A 17,791-nucleotide genomic window follows, 5' to 3' on the forward strand; every position below is an offset into this window, starting at 1 on the left:
TATTACCTGCTACCCCGAACGGGCACCGGCGACTCGCACGCGCCCGCCCCGTTCGTGGGAACGCGCGACGGGCCGTCGCTATGCCCGCGCCCCGCACACCGACCGCCTCCCCCGCTTGCCCGTCCGCCTGCCAGCCTGCCACCCCAACGGCAGTTGAGGTCAACGTCGGAAAGGAGTTATCACACGTTCACCCATCGATTGGGGTCGTTGTGACGGTGAGGCCCGGCTGTTCGGGCATGACAACCCCGGCGACACAAAACTGACAGCTGGGCAGCAGACAGGATCGCGGCCGCGATCAGACGATGAACTGCGTGTGCGCATCCGGCTCGGCTCCGTCACCGGCCCAGTCATCGGCGGGGTCGCCGGGCCTTCGCGAGCAGCGCCACGCGGAGAACTTCCCGGTTGCGCTGCGGGTGTTGCCCCGCCGGCACCGCCGCGGCCTGATCGCCATCTACGACGTGGCCAGGACGATCGACGACCTCGGTGACGAGGCGGACGGCGACCGGCCGGCCCGGCTGGCGGAGTTCGGCCGCGACCTGGCGAGCATCTGGGACGGACGCCGGCCCGCGCACCCGGTGCTGCGCCGGCTGGCGCCCACGGTGGCGCGCCACGACCTGTCACCGGCGCCGTTCCAGGACCTGATCAGGGCGAACCAGGTGGACCAGCGGGTGCACCGCTACGCCGACTACGCCGCGCTACGCGGCTACTGCGCGCTGTCCGCGCACCCGGTGGGCCGCCTCGTGCTGGCCGTGTTCGACGCCTCCACCCCCGATCGGGAGGAGCTGTCCGACCGGGTGTGCGCGGCGCTGCAGCTGGTCGAGCACTGGCAGGACGTCGGCGAGGACCGCGCGGCCGGGCGGGTGTACCTGCCGGCCGAGGACATGGCCGCGTTCGAGGTGACCGAGGCCGACCTGGACGCGCCGGCCGCGAGCCCGCCGCTGCGCCGGCTGATGGCGTTCCAGACCGACCGGGCCGCCGAGCTGCTGGCCTCCGGCGCGCCGCTGGTCGGCGAGCTGCGCGGCTGGGCGCGGCTGGCGGTGGCCGGCTACGTCGCCGGCGGGATGGCCGCGGTGGACGCGCTGCGGCGGGTGGACGGCGACGTGCTCGGACGGGTGGCCCGCACCCGCCGCCGGGACGTGGCCCGCCACCTGCCCGGGCTGATGGCAGGGGGTGGCACGCGATGACCGAGGTGGCGCAGGGCACCGTCGGCGACGCCTACCGGCTGTGCGAGACGATCACCAGGACCGAGGCCAGGAACTTCTACTACGGCATCAGGCTGCTGCGGCCGGGGCGGCGGGCCGCGATGTGCGCGATCTACGCGCTGGCCCGCCGGGTCGACGACATCGGTGACGACGTCGACGGGGCGAGCCCGGCGGAGCGCCTCGATGCGCTGGACGCCGTGCACCGCTCGCTGGCCGACATCGCGCACTCCTCGGACCCCGTGCTGGTCGCCGTCGCCGACGCCGCGCGCCGGCTGCCCATCCCGCTGGCCGCGTTCGAGGAGCTCATCGAGGGCGTCCGGATGGACGTCACCGGACGCCGGTACGTGCACTTCGACGAGCTGGTGGAGTACTGCCGCTGCGTCGCCGGCTCGATCGGGCGGCTGTGCCTGTCCGTGTTCGACCACCAGCCGGACCCGCGCGCGCCGCTCTACGCCGACCACCTGGGCATCGCGCTGCAGCAGACGAACATCCTGCGCGACATCCGCGAGGACCTCACCAACGGCCGGATTTACCTGCCCGCCGAGGACCTGGACCGCTTCGGCGTGACGCTGGCCCTGGACGAGCACACCGCCCTGGCCGACCCCGACGGCGGCCTGGCCAAGCTCATCGGCGACGCCGCCACCCGCGCCCGCCAGTGGTACGGCGACGGCCTGCGCCTGCTGCCGCTGCTGGACCGGCGCAGCGCGGCCTGCTGCGGCGCCATGTCCGGCATCTACCACCGGCTGCTCGACCGCATCGCCGAGCACCCGGAGCGGGTCTACGACCGGCGCCTGTCCCTGTCCGGCCGCGAGAAGGCCGCCGTGGCCGCCCGCGCGCTGCTGGGACGTACCCCGTGAGTGGCAAGGGTCGCTATGACGGCCCCAGCCACTCACGGGTTGCGGTGGTCGGGGGCGGGCTGGCCGGGATCACGGCGGCGTTGCGGTGTGCGGACGCCGGCGCGTCGGTGGTGGTGTACGAGGCGCGGCGCAAGCTGGGCGGGCTGACGCACTCGTTCCGCCGGGGCGAGCTGGCGGTGGACAACGGGCAGCACGTTTTCCTGCGGTGTTGCACCGCGTACCGCGAGCTGCTGGAGCGGCTCGGGGTGGCCGCCGACGCGACGCTGCAGGACCGGATGCGGATCGCGGTGCGGACTCCGGGCGATCCGCGCACCGCCGTGCTCCGCCGGGGCATGGGGCCTGCGCCGCTGCATCTGGCCGGCTCGGTGCTGGGCTACCACCCGCTGTCGGTGGCCGAGCGGCTGCGGTTCGGCGGGGCCGGGCTGGCGCTGCGCGGCCTGGATCCGGGTTCGGCGGTCACGGACGCGCGCGACTTCGGCGGTTGGCTGCGCGAGCACGGCCAGACGGACCGGGCCATCGACGCGCTGTGGGACCTGGTCGGGATCGCGACCCTGAACGCGCGCGCGGACGACGCCTCGCTGGCGCTGGCCGCGATGGTGTTCCAGCGCGGGCTGCTCACCGAGGCGTCGGCCGCCGACATCGGCTGGTCACGGGTGCCGCTGGGCCGGTTGCACGGCGAGGCGGCGACGGCGGCGCTGGGCGAGGCCGGGGTCGAGGTGCGGATGGCCACGCCGGTGCGGCGGCTGGCCCCGGACGGCTCCGGCTGGCGGGTCGGTACGGACGGCCCGGCAGGCGACGCGTTCGACGCCGTGGTGCTGGCCGCGCCGCCGCCGGTCACCGAGAAGCTGCTCCCGCCGGGCGCGGTGGACCTGCCCGCCGGGTGGTCGGAGCGGCTGGGCGCGACGCCGATCGTGAACGTGCACGTGGTCCTGGACCGGCGGGTCACCGACGAGCCGTTCCTGGCCGGCGTGGGAGGCACCGAGGTGCAGTGGGTGTTCGACCGCACCGAACCGTCCGGCCTGCCCGGCACCGGTCAGTACCTCGCCCTGTCCCTCTCCGCCGCCGACGAGCTGATCGACCTGCCCACCGAACGGCTGCGCGAGCGGTTCCTCCCGGCGCTGGCCGAGCTGCTGCCGGCGGTCAACCACGCCGAGGTGCGCGACTTCTTCGTCACCAGGGAGCGCACCGCCACCTTCCGCCAGGCCCCCGGGTCCGCCGCCCACCGCCCGCCCGCCCCCACCGGCGCGGACGGCGTCTACCTGGCCGGCGCGTGGACCGCCACCGGCTGGCCGGCGACCATGGAAGGCGCCGTGCGCAGCGGCGTCACCGCTGCCTCCCTCGTCATGGACAAGTCCCGAGTCCGCCAAGGGGTGGTGGCATGACCACGGTATTCAGTGCAGCACCTGACATTCTGACCCGCGCCAGGGACCTGGTGGCGCCTGCCATGCGGGCCGCCGTCGGACGGCTGGACCCGGCCAACGAGCGGATCGTGTCCTACCACCTGGGCTGGACCGAGCTGGACGGCAGTCCCAGCGAGTCCGGCGGCGGGAAGGGCGTGCGCCCGGCGCTGGCCACGCTGTCCGCCTCGGCGGCCGGCGCGGACCCTCGGGTCGCGGTGCCCGGCGCCATCGCCGTGGAGCTGGTGCACAACTTCTCGCTGCTGCACGACGACGTGATGGACGGCGACACCCAGCGCCGGCACCGGGGCACCGTCTGGGCGGTCTGGGGCACCCCGAGCGCGATCCTGTCCGGCGACGGGCTGCTCGCGCTGGCCGTGGAGGTGCTGCTGGACGAGCCGACCCCGGCCGCCGCAAGAGCCGCCCGCCTCATCGCGGAGACCACCCGCGAGCTGGTCCGTGGCCAGACCGAGGACCTCGCGTTCGAGCGCCGCTCGGACGTTCCGCTGTCCGAGTGCCTGGCCATGGCCGGCGGCAAGACCGGCGCGCTGCTGTCCGCCAGCGCGGCCATCGGCGCGGTCCTGGCCGGCGCCCCCGACCAGCTGGTCCGCGCGCTGGCCCGCTACGGCACCGAGCTGGGCCTGGCGTTCCAGCTGGTGGACGACCTGCTGGGCATCTGGGGCGACCCGGTCCGCACCGGCAAGCCGGTGTACGCCGACCTGCGGGCCGGCAAGAAGTCGCTGCCGGTGACCTACGCGCTGACCCACGGCCGCGCGCCGGGCCGCGAGCTGGCCGCCTGGTTGGCCACCGTCGGGGAGAACGAGGACATCGACGAAGCGGCCGTGCTGCGCGCCGCCGAGCTGGTGGAGGCCGCCGGCGGCCGCCGCTGGGCCGCCGACGAGGCGCGGCGCCGGCTGGCCACCGCCGAGCGCGCGCTGAACAGCGTCCGGATGGACCCCACCGCCCGCGCCGAACTGCTGGACATCGCCCACTTCGTCGTGGCCAGGGAGGCCTGATGACCCAGACCGTGCCCACCCCGGCGTCCGTGACCGAGCCGACCCCGGCGCGACCACGCACCGCCGAGCAGACGCTGGACGCCGCCGTCGCCCACCTGCGCGGCCTGCAGAGCCCGAAGGGCTGGTGGAAGGGCGAGCTGCAGACCAACGTCACGATGGACGCCGAGGACCTGCTGCTGCGCGAGTTCCTGGGCATCCGCCGGGCCGACCAGACGGAGGAGGCCGCCCGCTGGATCCGCTCCCAGCAGCGCGCCGACGGCAGCTGGGCCACGTTCGAGGGCGGTCCGCCCGAGCTGTCCACCACCGTGGAGGCCTGGGTGGCGCTGCGGCTGGCCGGCGACGACCCGGAGGCGCCGCACATGCGCGCGACCGCCGAGTACGTGCTCGCCGAGGGCGGCCTGGAGCGCGCCAGGGTGTTCACCCGCATCTGGCTGGCGCTGTTCGGCCTGTGGTCCTGGGACGAGCTGCCGGACCTGCCGCCCGAGCTGATCTTCCTGCCGTCCTGGTTCCCGCTCAACGTCTACGACTGGGCGTGCTGGGCGCGCCAGACCGTCGTCCCGCTGACCGTGGTCGCCTCGCTGCGCCCGTGCCGGCCACTGCCCTTCGGCGTGGACGAGCTGCGCACCTACGCCCCGCCCCCGCCGATGGACGGCCCACTGACCTGGAGCGGGGCGTTCCAACGCCTGGACAAGGTGCTGCACGGCTACTCCAACCTGCCGGTGCACCCGCTGCGCAAGCTGGCGCGCCGCCGCGCCGTCGAGTGGATCCTGGCCCGCCAGGAGGCGGACGGCTGCTGGGGCGGCATCCAGCCGCCGTGGGTGTACTCGATCCTGGCGCTGCACCTGATGGGCTACCCGATGGACCACCCGTCGCTGCGCGCCGCCATCGCCGGCCTGGACGGCTTCGCGATCCGCGAGCGGACCCCGGACGGCTGGGTACGCCGCATGGAGGCCTGCCAGTCGCCGCTGTGGGACACCGGCCTGGCGCTGACCGCGCTGCTCGACGCCGGGGTGCCCGCCAACGACCCGGCGATCGTGAACGCCACCACCTGGCTGCTCGACGAGGAGATCCGGGTGCCCGGCGACTGGGCGGTGCGCCGGCCGGGCCTGGCCCCCGGCGGCTGGGCGTTCGAGTTCGAGAACGACGGCTACCCGGACACCGACGACACCGCCGAGATCGTGCTCGCGCTGCGCCGCGTCGACCACCCCGACCCGGCCCGGCTGCGCGCCGCCATCGACAGGGGCATGACCTGGATGGCCGGCATGCAGTCGAAAGACGGCGGCTGGGGCGCGTTCGACGCCGACAACACCCAGGTGCTGTGCACCAAGCTGCCGTTCTGCGACTTCGGCGCGGTGATCGACCCGCCGTCCGCCGACGTCACCGCCCACATAGTCGAGGCCCTCGCCGCCGAAGGCAAGGCCGACACCGTGACCTGCCGCCGAGGCGTGGCCTGGCTGCTGCGCCACCAGGAGAAGGACGGCTCCTGGTTCGGCCGCTGGGGCGCCAACCACGTCTACGGCACCGGCGCCGCCGTCCCCGCCCTGATCGCCGTAGGCACCCCCACCGACGCCCCGGTGATCCGCCGAGCCGTCCGCTGGCTGCGCGACCACCAGAACCCCGACGGCGGCTGGGGCGAGGACCTCCGCTCGTACACCGACCCCGCCTGGATCGGCCGAGGCCCCTCCACCGCCTCCCAAACCGCCTGGGCCCTCCTCGCCCTCCTGTCCGCCGGCCACCGCAACACCGACCCAGTCACCAGAGGCGTCGCGTACCTGTCAAAAACCCAACGAGAAGACGGAACCTGGGACGAGCCCTACTTCACCGGCACCGGCTTCCCCGGCGACTTCTACCTCAACTACCACCTGTACCGCCTCGTCTTCCCCACCACCGCCCTGGCCCGCTACGTCCGGACCCCCTCATGAAAACGCCACCGCGAGTCGGGGATTTTGTCAGGGTGAGTCGCGGATTTCGTCAGAAGCCCGTGCTCTACACCCCGCTACGGATCGAACACGCCGCGCTCAAAACCGCCGCCGAGTCGATGCGCCTGGTCCGCACCGGCATGGGCCCGAAACGCGCAGCCCGTGCACGGGTGGACGAAAGCTCCGCGCTGGTCGCCGGCCTCGGCGGGGCCCGCCACACCGGCATCCAACCCGGCGACCTGGTCGTGGCCGACGAGGTCCGCTCCGAGGACGGCCGCCGCGTCGAGATCCCGTCCGCGCCCCTACTCGCCGCCGCACTCCGCCGCCGCGGCCTGACCACCCACATTGGAACGTTTCAAACGGGATCGGCCCTGGTCGTCTCCAGGCAACCCGACCCGACCGGCCCGATGGTCGTGGACATGGAGACCGCCGCACTCGCCCCTCGGCCCAACGAAAACACCCCGTTCGCCGCCGTCCGCGCCATCGTGGACACCCCCGACCACCCGCTCCACACCCTCGGCACCGCACACCGAGGCGTCACGGCACTCCGCTCACTTCGCCAAGCGGTACCCGCGCTCGAACAATGGGCCGCCGCACTAGGCCCCCGCGAGGTGCACCTAGCCGCCCCGCGCTCGTTCTGCGCCGGCGTCTCCCGGGCGATCGACACCGTCGACCGGGCACTGGACCGCTTCGGAGCCCCCGTCTACGTACGCCGCCAGATCGTGCACAACGCCCACGTCGTCCGCGAGCTGGAGTCCAAGGGCGCGATATTCGTCGAAGAGGCCGACGAGGTCCCCGAAGGCGCCGTCCTGGTCCTGGCCGCCCACGGAGTAGCCCCGTCCGTACACCACCAAGCAGAGACACGCGAACTACGCACCATCGACGCCACCTGCCCCCTGGTCAGCAAGGTGCACGCCGAGGTCCGCCGCTACGCCGGCCGTGGCGAGACCGTGTTCCTGATCGGCCACGCCGACCACGAGGAAGTACAGGGAACCCTCGGCGAGGCCCCGTCCAGCGTGATCGTCGTGGAGGACGTCGAGGCCGCCCGCCGCGTCCACCCCGCCGACCCCGACAAGGTCTCCTACACCATGCAGACCACGCTCGCCGTCGACGAGGCCGAGGACATCGCCGCCGTCCTGCGCGAACGCTTCCCGAAACTGACCGCCCCCCGCACCGACGACATCTGTTACGCCACCACGAACCGGCAGCAAGCCATCCGCGCGGTGGCCGCCGCCACCGACCTGGTGCTGGTGGTCGGCTCGCCGAACTCGTCCAACTCGGTACGGCTGGTCGAGGTCGCCGAGCGCGAGGGCACACCGGCCCACCTGGTCGACGACGTCGGCGAGGTGGACCTGCGCTGGCTGGCCGGCGCCGGCCGGATCGGCATCACCGCCGGCGCGTCCGCCCCACCACACCTGGTCGAACAGCTCGTGCACTGCCTCGGCGGGCTGGGACCCGTCGAGACCACCGAGACCCGGCTCGTCGACGAGGACGTGCTCTTCACCCTGCCACGGGAGGTGTCCTAGACATGGCCATGCCACTGCGTCAGTCCCTGCGACTGGGTGGCTACCTGCTCAAGCAGAAGCTGCTCCGCAAGGAGAAGTTCCCCATGCTGGTCGAGCTGGAGCCGCTGTTCGCGTGCAACCTCAAGTGCGCCGGCTGCGGCAAGATCGCCCAGCCCGCGCACCTGCTCAAGAAGCGGATGCCCGTCGAGCAGGCGATCGGCGCGATCGAGGAGTCCGGCGCGCCGATGGTGTCCATCGCCGGCGGCGAGCCGCTGATGCACCCCCAGATCGACGAGATCGTCCACCAGCTGCTGCAGCGCAAGAAGATTGTGTTCTTGTGCACGAACGCGCTGCTGCTGCCCAAGCACCTGCACAAGTTCACCCCGCACCGCAACTTCGCCTGGATGGTCCATATCGACGGGCTTCGCGAGCGGCACGACGAGTCGGTGTCCAAGGTCGGCGGCTTCGACGGCGCCGTCGACGCCATCAAGCAGGCCCAGCGGGCCGGCTTCCGGGTGCTCACCAACACCACGTTCTTCGACCAGGACACCCCGCAGGACGTCATCGAGGTGCTGGACTACCTCAACGACGACCTCAAGGTCGACAACATGCAGATCTCCCCCGGATACGCCTACGAGAAGGCGCCGGACCAGGAGCACTGGCTGGGCGTCGAACAGACCCGCGAGCTGTTCAAGAAGGCGTTCGCGGACGGCCGCCGCAAGCGGTGGCGGCTCAACCATTCGCCCATCTTCCTGGACTTTCTGGAGGGCAAGCGGGACCTGCGGTGCACCGCGTGGGGCATCCCGTCCTACTCGCTGCTGGGCTGGCAGCGCCCGTGCTACCTGCTCGACGACGGCTACGTCGACACCTACAAGCAGCTGATCGAGGAGACCGACTGGGAGGCGTTCGGACGAGGCCGCGACCCCCGCTGCGCGAACTGCATGGCACACTGCGGCTACGAACCGACCGCCGTGATCGCCACCATGGGCTCGCTCAAGGAGACGATCCGGGCCGCCGTGAGCTCGTGAGGTGACACTATGCCGATTGAGCACCCTCAATCCGGCGACCACTCGATCGCGGTGACCCACGGATTTCTGGTCTAGTCGTATCCTATTCGGCATGAAGCGAACGTCCTTTGCGCAGTGGCCGTGCTCGGTCGCTCGCACCATGGATCTGCTGGGAGACTGGTGGACCCCGCTGGTGCTGCGCGAGGCGTTCTACGGCATCCGTCGGTTCGACGAGTTCCAGCAGGAGCTGGGCATCGCGCGCAACACGCTGTCCGACCGGCTGCAACGGCTCGTCGGCGAGGAACTGCTGGAGAAGGTGCCGTACCAGACCGAGCCGGTCCGCTACAACTACGTCCTCACCGACAAGGGTCGCGACTTCTACTCGGTGCTGGCCGCCATCGCCCACTGGGGCGACACCTGGCTGGCCGGCAAGGAGGGCGCGCCGATCACGTTCCACCACCACCGCTGCGGCAACGACACGCACGGCAAGGTGGTCTGCGCGCACTGCGGCGAGCCGCTGACCCCGGACGACACCGCGATGCGGATGGGTCCCGGGTTCCCGGCCTGGATGGCCGAGCGGCCCGAGGTCAAGCGCCGGTTCGCCCAGCAGGGCTGACGTCTCCGGGCCGGTAAGCCGGCTCCACACGATGAGTCACCTATTTGAGGTGCCTCTTCCGTTGACTTCTAAGTCTAGTTAAGCAACTCTGGCGGTCAGCGATGTGGAACGAGCAGGACCGGGGTCGGAAATGGAGTGGACCGGCGCGCGCTACGCGGACACGCCGACGGTGCGGGTGGACACCTTCGTCGGGGCGCCGCCCGAGCGGGTGTGGGAGATCGTCAGCGACATCCGGTTGATGCCGGAGCTGAGCCAGGAGCTGTGCTCGGTGGAGTGGCTGGACGGGGCCACCGGCCCGGAGGTGGGCAACGCCTTCCTCGGCCGCAACAAGCACGAGGCGCTCGGCGAGTGGGAGACCACCTCGTACGTCATCGAGTGCACGGCGCCCGAGGTGTTCGCCTGGGCGGTCACCGACGTGACGAACCCGTCCTCGATCTGGCGGTTTACGCTGCGCGCCGAGGACGGCGGCACCAGGCTCACCCAGTGGACGCAGATGGGCCCGGCCCGGTCCGGGCTGAGCCGGGCCATCGACCGGATGCCGGAGAAGGAACAGAAGATCGTCTTCGTGCGGCTGCGCGAGCTGGAGGCCGGCATGATCGGCACCCTGGCCGCGATCAAGGAACGGGCCGAGCCGAGCTGATGCGCACCGCGACGACGGTGGAGGCGTCCCGCGACTTCCGGGCCACCGCCGAGTTCGTGGTGGAAGCCGAGAAGCTCGGGCTGGACGCCTGCTTCGTCGCCGAGGCCTGGGGCGCCGACGGGCCGTCCGCGCTGGGCTACCTGGCCGCGCGCACCGAACGGATCCAGCTCGGCTCCGGGATCATCCAGCTCGGCACCCGCACCCCGGTGGCCATCGCTCAGGCCGCGCTCACGCTGGCGCAGCTCTCCGGCGGGCGGTTCGTGCTCGGGCTGGGGGCGTCCGGGCCGCAGGTGCTGGAGGGCCTGCACGGGGTGCCGTTCGAGCGGCCGCTGGCCCGGATGCGGGAGACGGTGGAGATCGTCCGCAGCGCGTTCGCCGGCGAGAAGATCAACTACGCCGGCGAGCGGTTCCGGATACCGCTGCCCGGCGGCGAGGGCCGTCCGATGCGCCTGGCCACCGAGCCGAACCCGGACATCCCGATCTACCTGGCCACGCTGTCGCCGAAGATGCTGGCGCTGACCGGCGAGGTGGCGGACGGCTGGCTGGGTACGAGCTTCGTGCCCGAGGGCGCCTCGGCCTACTTCGAGCACCTGGACGCCGGCCTGGCCCGCGCCGGCCGCACCCGCCGTGACCTGGACGTCTGCCAGGGCGCCGAGGTGGCGTTCGCCGACGACGAGGACGCGCTGCGCGGCATGCTGGCCGCCCGCCGCAAGGAGCTCGCGTTCAGCCTGGGAGGAATGGGCTCGGCCCGTACGAACTTCTACAACGACGCCTACAGCCGCCAGGGCTGGTCCGAGGTGGCCGCCGCCGTCCGCGAACGCTGGCAGTCCGGCGACCGGGACGCCGCCGCCGCCCTGGTCACCGACGACATGGTCCTGGCCACCACCCTGATCGGCACCGAACCCATGGTCCGCGACCGCCTCCGAACCTGGCACGAGTCCGGGGTCAACACCGTCCGCCTCTACCCCGCCGGCACCACCGTGGAGGCCAAGCTGACCACCCTCGCCCGCGCCCTAACCCTGGTCCGCACCCTCCCGCCCGTACCCTCCCCCGGCGCCGCATAGCTTGTCGGGGCGTCGCACATGGTGCGGAGTGTGCGGTCCCCCAGGTAGGTATGCGACGCGGCCTCACGCCCGGACGACGGCGGACACGAACTCGGTGAGGTGACTGCGGACGTAGTCGTCCACCGGGACGTTCGGCTGGAAGCTCCACCACAGGAGCGCGCCCTGCCACTGCGCGATCATGATCCGCCCGATGCCGGCCGGCGCCCCCGGTGCGCCGGCGAAGCACTCCTCGATCGCCCCGGCCAGCACCCGCCCCCACGCGGCGCCGCGCGCCCGCGCGCCCGGATCGCGCAGGTCCTCGCGCAGGATCCGCAGCCCGTCGGCGTAGGCCTCGATGTCGCCGTACCCACCGGACAGCGCGACCAGGATGCCGACCGCACCGCCCGGGTCGCGCGGGGCCGCCGCGACCGCCGCCGCCGTCCGCCCGTCCAGGTCGTCCCACGCCTGCGCGAGCGCGCGCCTGACCAGCTCGTCCTTGCTCCCAAACCGCTGGACCAGCGTCGACGCCGACAGCCCGCACCGCCCGGCCAGCGCCGCCAGCGTCAGCGAGCCGTGCTCCATCAGCAGCGACCGCGCCTCGGCGAGCACCTCGTCGTCCGGCCGCGACTTAGGCCTCGGCACGACACGCCGCCGCTCGTGTATAAACGAACATGCGTTTATATTAGCGGCACGGACGAGAGGGAGACGACGTGGCACTTTCCGGAACTGTGGCGTTGGTCGCGGGCGGCACCCGGGGCGCGGGCCGGGGCATCGCCGTCGAGCTGGGCGCGGCGGGAGCGACCGTCTACGTGACCGGCCGCACCACCCGCGAGCGGCGCTCCGAGTACGGCCGCCCGGAGACGATCGAGCAGACCGCCGAGCTGGTCACCGAGGCCGGCGGCAACGGCATCCCGGTCCGGGTCGACCACCTGGTTGCGTCCGAGGTCGCCGCCCTGGTCGCGCGCATCCGGGAGGAGTCCGGACGGCTGGACGTGCTGGTCAACGACATCTGGGGCGGCGAGTACCTGGTCGAGTGGAACAAGCCCGTGTGGGCGCACGACCTGGAGCGGGGCCTGCGGATGCTCCGCCTGGCCGTCGACACGCACCTGATCACCGCCCACCACGCGCTGCCGCTGCTGATCGAGCGCCCCGGCGGCCTGCTGGTCGAGGTCACCGACGGCACCGAGGAGTACAACCGGGAGAACTACCGCCTCTCGCCGTTCTACGACCTGGCCAAGACCGCCGTGACCCGGATGGCCTGGGCGCACGCCCGCGACCTCGCGCCGCACGGCGCCACCTCGGTCTCGCTCACCCCCGGGTGGATGCGCTCGGAGATCATGCTCGACGAGTTCGGCGTGGCCGAGCACAACTGGCGGGACGCGACGGAGCGCGAGCCGCACTTCGTCGTCTCCGAGACCCCGCGCTTCGTCGGCCGCGCCGTCGCCGCGCTCGCCGCCGACCCCGACCGGGCACGGTGGAACGGCCGCTCCCTGTCCTCCGGCGACCTGGCCCGCGAGTACGGCTTCACCGACCTGGACGGCTCGCAGCCGGACTGCTGGCGCTACCTGCGCGAGGTCATGGACCCCGGCAAGCCCGCGGACGCCACCGGCTACCGCTGAGCCCCGGCCGCGCCGGCCCGCCGGACGGCGACCGCCACCCCGTCCAGGATCGCCTCCAGCCCGAAGGCGAAGTCGCCGTCCGGCCCGCCGCCCTGCTCGAACACGGTGGAGGCGAACAGCTTGGCCGCCTCGGGGAAGCGGTCGGCGGTCACCAGCGCGGCCAGCGCGCGCCCGTAGCTCCGCTCGGCGCCGGCCTGGTCCAGGCCCCGCTCGCGGCCCGCGGCCAGCTCCCGGGAGAGCGTCGCGGACTGCCGGACGTACCCGCCGACCAGGGACATCACCCCGACCTTCGCCCCCCAGTCGAGCCCGGTGCCGCGCATGGCCACCAGCGCGGCGTCCATCCAGGCGATGTGGTTCGGCCCGGCCGGCGGCCCCGACACCGGCACCCGGCACAGCCACGGACGACGCCGGTGGACCTCGCGCTCGGCGTGCGCCCAGGTTCGCAGGCCCTCGCGCCACGGCATGCCGTCCAGGTCCGGGGGCGAGCCGATCGCGGCGTCGGCCATCAGCACCAGCAGCTCATCCTTCGACCCGACGTAGCGGTACAGCGACATGCTGGTGAACCCGAGCGCCTTGGCCACCTTGGGCAGCGTCACGCCGGACAGGCCGTCGCGGTCGGCCAGCTCGACGGCGGCGCCCACCACCCGGCCGACGTCGAGCTCGGCGGGCCGCCCCAGCCGCGAGGGCTCCGTGATCCCCCACAGCCTGAGCAACGCCGCCGGCACCTCCTTGGTCACATCGAATAGTTTGCCTGATACACAAACGAAACATCGTTTCGAATCGCCCATTGACAGGCTGGGTTCCTGTGCGCAACCCTGGCCGGGTAGCTGAGTCCAGTCATGGAACTCTGGTGTTGGGCGGGACGGCGGGAGCGCACAGGTGACCGAAACGATGGCGTCCGACTGGCACAGGACGGCGTGCAGCCTGTGTTACCTCAACTGCGGGCTGGAGGTGCGGCTGGACGGCCGCGCGATCACCCGGGTGCGCGGCGACAAGGCGAACCCCCGCTCCGCCGGCTACCTGTGCCAGAAGGCGCAGCGGCTGACCTGGCTGGGCAACCACGGCGACCGGCTGACCAGCCCGTTGCGCCGGCTGCCCGACGGCGGGCACGAGCCGGTCGACTGGGACACCGCGCTGACCGAGATCGCCGGGCGGCTGCAAGCGGTCCGGCAGGCGGACGCGGACGCCGGGCGGCCCGGCTCGTTCGCCTATGTCGGCGGCGGCGGGCAGGGCAACCACTCCGGCGGCGGGTACGGCACCGCGCTGATGCGCTGGATGCGCTCGTCGCGGTTCTTCAACGCGCTGTCCCAGGAGAAGGGCGGTGACTTCTGGGTCAACGGCAAGCTGTTCGGGGCGCAGAACTGCCACACCGCCGAGGACGTCGAGCACTGCGACCTGCTGCTCGTGCTGGGCTGCAACCCGTGGCTGGCGCACGGCTTCACCAACGCCCGCTCCGAGCTGAACACCATCAAGAACGACCCGGACCGCAAGATCATCGTGATCGACCCCCGGCGCACCGAGACCGCCGACGTCGCCGACCTGCACCTGCCGCTGCGCCCGGGCACCGACGCCTACCTGCTGGCCGCCGTGCTCGCGCTGCTGCTGCGCCGGGGCGGCGCCGACGAGGCGTTCCTGGCCGCGCACACCGAGGGGTTCTCCGAGGTGGCGGCGGCGTTGAGCCGGGTGCCGGTGGACGAGTGGATCGCGCACGCCGAGGTGGACCGCGCCGACGTGGACCGGGCGGTGGACATGGTCCTGGCCGCGGGCGCCATGACCGTCCGGGTCGAGCTGGGCATCCAGCAGGGCCGGCACTCCACCCTGAACAGCTACCTGGAGAAGCTGCTCTACCTGCTCACCGGCAACTTCGGCCGGCCGGGCACGAACGCGCTGCACTCCTGGCTGCACCCGCTGATCGGCAACTCCTCCGGGCAGCGCTCGGAGATCACCGGGTACGAGTACATCGGCGGGCTGCTGCCGGCCAGCACGATGGCCGAGGAGATCCTCACCGACCACCCGAACCGGGTGCGGGCGCTGTGGGTGGAGTCGTCCAACCCGGCGAACACCTACGCCGACACCGCCGCCGTGGAGCGCGCGATCCGGGAGTGCGAGCTGTCGGTGGTGGTGGACGTGGCGTACACCGAGACCGCCGCGCTGGCCGACTACGTGCTGCCGGCCGCCTCCCAGCACGAGAAGTGGGAGTTCACCCTGTTCACGCTGGAGTGGCCGACGAACTACGTGCAGGTCCGCCGGCCGCTGTTCGACCCGCTGCCGGGCACGCTGGCCGAGGCGGAGATCTACGCCCGGCTGTTCGAGGGGCTCGGCGCGCTGCCGCCCGCGTCAGAACTGGCCTCGGCCGCGCGGATGGAGCGTTCGGCGCTGCCGGCCGCGCTCGCCGCCTTGGTCAAGCGCGACCCCGAGCTGGCGGCGCTCGGGCCGGTGCTGCTGTACCGGACGCTGGGCGCCAGCCTGCCCGACGGCGCCGCGGCGATGGCACCGCTGTGGGCCGGCTGCCACCGGGTGGCCGCGACCATGACCGTGCCCGTCCAGCGCGCGCTCGGTTCTCAGGCGGAAGGCGCCGAACTGGGCGAGGAGCTGTTCGAACGGATCCTGGCCAGCCCCAGCGGCATGCCGTTCACCGTGCACGAGTACGACGAGGTCTGGACCCTGGCCCGCCGCGACCGGATCCAGCTGGCCGTCCCGGAGCTGCTGGACTGGCTCGGTTCGCTGGATCCCGCCGCCGAGCGGCCCGACCCCCGGTACCCGTTCTCGCTGGTCGCCGGCCAGCGGAGGTCGCACAACGCGAACCAGATCCTGCGCGCGCCCGCGTGGCGGCGCACCGACCCGGACGGCGCGCTGCGCGGGCGCGCCGAGGACCTGGCCTCGGCCGGCGTGGACCCCGGCGACTGGGCGGCGGTGGTGACCGCGACCGGCCGGATCGTGGTACGGGCCGAGGCGGACGAGAGCCTGCGCCCGATGCAGCTCGCGCTCCCGCACGGCTACGGCATGTCGTACCCCGACGGCCGAGGCGGCCGGGTCACCAACGGACCGAGGCTGAACCTGATCACGGACGCCGCCGACCGCGACCCGATCGCCGGCACGCCGCACCACAAGGACATCCCGGTCCGCCTGGAACCGGCCACTAAGTCCGAACGCGCGGTTGCCGAGGCCGACAGCGCCCGCGTCCGCGAGCTGATGACCCCGTGAGTGGCTAGGGGTGCTATGGCGCCCCTAGCCACTCACGGGTTGGCTAGGCCAGCGGGCCGAGGACGGACTCGGCGGCGGTCACGAGCGCGCCGGAGCGGGCCAGGTCGACCACGGCGGCGATCTCGGGCGCGAGGTGGCGGTCCGGGCCGGGGCCGTCGACCTTGGTCCGCAGGACATCCCGCACGGCGGCGGTCGCCGGCGACGGGGCCAGCGGCGCGCGCAGGTCAAGGGCGCGCGCGGCGGTCAGCACCTCCATGGCGAGCACCCTGGTCAGGCCGTCGATGGCCCGCCGCAGCTTGCGCGCCGCGTGCCAGCCCATCGAGACGTGGTCCTCCTGCATGGCCGAGGACGGGATGGAGTCCACGCTGGCCGGCGCGGCCAGCCGCTTGAGCTCGGCCACGATCCCGGCCTGGGTGTACTGCGCGATCATGTGCCCGCTGTCCACCCCGGGGTCGTCGGCCAGGAACGGCGGCAGGCCGTGGCTGCGGGCCACGTCCAGGAACCTGTCGGTGCGCCGCTCGCTCATGCTGGCCAGGTCGGCCACCACGATCGCCAGGAAGTCCAGCACGTACCCGACCGGCGCGCCGTGGAAGTTGCCGTTCGACTCCACCCGCCCGTCCAGCGTCACCACCGGGTTGTCGATGGCGCTGGCCAGCTCCCGGTTGGCGACCACCTCCGCGTGCGCGAGCGTGTCCCGGGCGCCGCCGGCCACCTGCGGCGCGCACCGCAGCGAGTACGCGTCCTGCACCCGGTTGCAGTCCGGGCCGGCGTGGCTGGCCATCACCCCGGAGCCGGCCAGCAGCCGGGTCAGGTTGTCCGCCGAGGACGCCTGGCCTGGATGCGGGCGCAGCGCCAGCAGGTCGGGGGCGAACGCCCGGTCGGTCCCCAACTGGGCCTCGACGCTCATCGCGGTGGCCACGTCGGCCAGGGTGAGCAGTCCGCGCAGGTCGTGGCAGGCCAGCACGAGCTGCCCGAGCATGCCGTCGGTGCCGTTGATCAGCGCCAGCCCTTCCTTCTCGGCCAGCTCGACGGGACGCAGCCCGGCCGCCGTGAGCGCCGTCTCGGCGGGCATCAGATGCCCGGCGGCGTCGCGCACGGTGCCCTCCCCGATCAGGGCCAGCGCCACGTGGGCCAGCGGCGCCAGGTCGCCCGAGCAGCCCAGGCTGCCGTACTCCGGCACCACCGGGGTGATCCCGGCGGAGAGCATCGCGGCGTAGCCCAGCGCGGTGTTCACGCTCACCCCGGTGCGCCCGGTGGCCAGCGTGGACAGCCGCAACAGCATCAGCGCGCGCACCACCTCCCGCTCCACCTCCGGGCCGGACCCGGCGGCGTGCGAGCGGACCAGCTGGCGCTGCAGCTTGGCCCGCTTGTCCTGGGGAATGTGCTTGGTGGCCAGCGCCCCGAACCCGGTGGACACCCCGTACACCGGCTTCGGGTCGTTCGCCAGCGCCTCGATGTGCTTGCGGCTTTCCGAGACTGCCGCAACAGCTTCGTCGGACAGCCGCACCGGCACGCCCTCCCGGGCCACCCGGACCACCTCGGCGGCGCCGACCGGCCCGACGCCGACCACCACCTCCGCGGTCGCGTCCCCGGAGAAGATCGCCGTGCCCTGAATGCTGTCCTGTGTGTGGAAACTCAACCCGCTCCCCCTTACGTCTGCCATGCTTGACCGAGGGCGGCTCCCGACGAACCACCTCCGCACAGCGTGGCCCTTCTGCCGTTGTTATACCGCTTTCCAGTCCCGGAATTCCGGTAACCGGAATCGA

General features: G+C 72.9%; 15 protein-coding genes. 12 read left to right on the forward strand and 3 right to left on the reverse strand.

Features of this window, described 5'->3' with window-relative positions:
• Positions 1–311: 311 nt before the first annotated feature.
• The 10 genes from hpnC to N912_RS0119665 all read left to right on the forward strand — a co-directional run bounded on the left by hpnC (position 312) and on the right by N912_RS0119665 (position 11,223).
• The gene (hpnC, locus tag N912_RS53170; RefSeq protein WP_245645340.1) at positions 312–1,184 is read left to right on the forward strand and encodes a squalene synthase HpnC; all 873 of its coding nucleotides are present in this window, start codon (positions 312–314) and stop codon (positions 1,182–1,184) included.
• On the forward strand, positions 1,181–2,059 hold the full coding sequence (hpnD, locus tag N912_RS0119625; RefSeq protein WP_028923747.1) for a presqualene diphosphate synthase HpnD: 879 nt from the start codon (positions 1,181–1,183) through the stop codon (positions 2,057–2,059). The genes hpnC and hpnD overlap by 4 nt, the downstream gene beginning before the upstream one ends.
• Positions 2,056–3,441 carry a hydroxysqualene dehydroxylase HpnE gene (gene hpnE / locus N912_RS0119630; RefSeq protein ID WP_051580438.1) on the forward strand — a complete coding sequence of 462 codons (1,386 nt, stop codon included), beginning with the start codon at positions 2,056–2,058 and terminating at the stop codon, positions 3,439–3,441. Before hpnD ends, hpnE begins: the two co-directional genes overlap by 4 nt.
• Complete coding sequence (locus N912_RS0119635; RefSeq protein WP_028923749.1) at positions 3,438–4,472, forward strand: polyprenyl synthetase family protein; 1,035 nt, start codon at positions 3,438–3,440, stop codon at positions 4,470–4,472. Before hpnE ends, N912_RS0119635 begins: the two co-directional genes overlap by 4 nt.
• Complete coding sequence (gene shc, locus N912_RS0119640; protein WP_028923750.1) at positions 4,472–6,394, forward strand: squalene--hopene cyclase; 1,923 nt, start codon at positions 4,472–4,474, stop codon at positions 6,392–6,394. Before N912_RS0119635 ends, shc begins: the two co-directional genes overlap by 1 nt.
• Before the next feature lie 32 nt (positions 6,395–6,426).
• Positions 6,427–7,917 (forward strand): 4-hydroxy-3-methylbut-2-enyl diphosphate reductase, encoded by a 1,491-nt coding sequence (ispH, locus tag N912_RS0119645; RefSeq protein ID WP_342670866.1) that lies wholly within the window; start codon positions 6,427–6,429, stop codon positions 7,915–7,917.
• 2 nt (positions 7,918–7,919) lie between these two features.
• On the forward strand, positions 7,920–8,924 hold the full coding sequence (gene hpnH / locus N912_RS0119650; RefSeq protein ID WP_028923752.1) for an adenosyl-hopene transferase HpnH: 1,005 nt from the start codon (positions 7,920–7,922) through the stop codon (positions 8,922–8,924).
• 91 nt (positions 8,925–9,015) lie between these two features.
• Positions 9,016–9,519, forward strand: a complete 504-nt coding sequence (locus tag N912_RS0119655; protein ID WP_028923753.1) for a winged helix-turn-helix transcriptional regulator — start codon at positions 9,016–9,018, stop codon at positions 9,517–9,519.
• Between the two features lie 130 nt (positions 9,520–9,649).
• Positions 9,650–10,159, forward strand: coding sequence for an SRPBCC family protein (locus N912_RS0119660; protein ID WP_028923754.1), 510 nt, complete (start codon positions 9,650–9,652; stop codon positions 10,157–10,159).
• Positions 10,159–11,223, forward strand: a complete 1,065-nt coding sequence (locus N912_RS0119665) for an LLM class flavin-dependent oxidoreductase (protein WP_037065390.1) — start codon at positions 10,159–10,161, stop codon at positions 11,221–11,223. The genes N912_RS0119660 and N912_RS0119665 overlap by 1 nt, the downstream gene beginning before the upstream one ends.
• A 63-nt stretch (positions 11,224–11,286) precedes the next feature.
• On the opposite strand, the gene N912_RS0119670 is transcribed toward N912_RS0119665, so the two are convergent.
• A complete protein-coding gene (locus tag N912_RS0119670) occupies positions 11,287–11,844 on the reverse strand; it encodes a TetR/AcrR family transcriptional regulator (protein ID WP_028923756.1) in 558 nt (185 codons plus the stop codon).
• A 68-nt stretch (positions 11,845–11,912) separates the two neighbouring features.
• Here N912_RS0119670 and N912_RS0119675 point away from each other — a divergent pair, with 68 nt between their 5' ends.
• On the forward strand, positions 11,913–12,821 hold the full coding sequence (locus N912_RS0119675; RefSeq protein WP_028923757.1) for an SDR family oxidoreductase: 909 nt from the start codon (positions 11,913–11,915) through the stop codon (positions 12,819–12,821).
• Here the strand turns inward: N912_RS0119675 and N912_RS0119680 are convergent.
• Positions 12,812–13,558, reverse strand: coding sequence for a TetR/AcrR family transcriptional regulator (locus N912_RS0119680; RefSeq protein WP_245645341.1), 747 nt, complete (start codon positions 13,556–13,558; stop codon positions 12,812–12,814). The two genes, N912_RS0119675 and N912_RS0119680, sit on opposite strands and share 10 nt — an antisense overlap.
• Before the next feature lie 142 nt (positions 13,559–13,700).
• Here N912_RS0119680 and N912_RS0119685 point away from each other — a divergent pair, with 142 nt between their 5' ends.
• Positions 13,701–16,025, forward strand: coding sequence for a molybdopterin-dependent oxidoreductase (locus N912_RS0119685; protein WP_028923759.1), 2,325 nt, complete (start codon positions 13,701–13,703; stop codon positions 16,023–16,025).
• Positions 16,026–16,068: 43 nt separating this feature from the next.
• Here N912_RS0119685 and hutH read toward each other — a convergent pair whose 3' ends face one another.
• Positions 16,069–17,598, reverse strand: coding sequence for a histidine ammonia-lyase (gene hutH / locus N912_RS0119690; RefSeq protein WP_245645353.1), 1,530 nt, complete (start codon positions 17,596–17,598; stop codon positions 16,069–16,071).
• Positions 17,599–17,791 lie beyond the last annotated feature (193 nt).

The sequence above is a fragment of the Actinospineispora acaciae DSM 45401 genome (genome assembly GCF_000620785.1).
In the GTDB taxonomy this organism is placed as follows: Bacteria; Actinomycetota; Actinomycetes; order Mycobacteriales; family Pseudonocardiaceae; genus Pseudonocardia; species Pseudonocardia acaciae.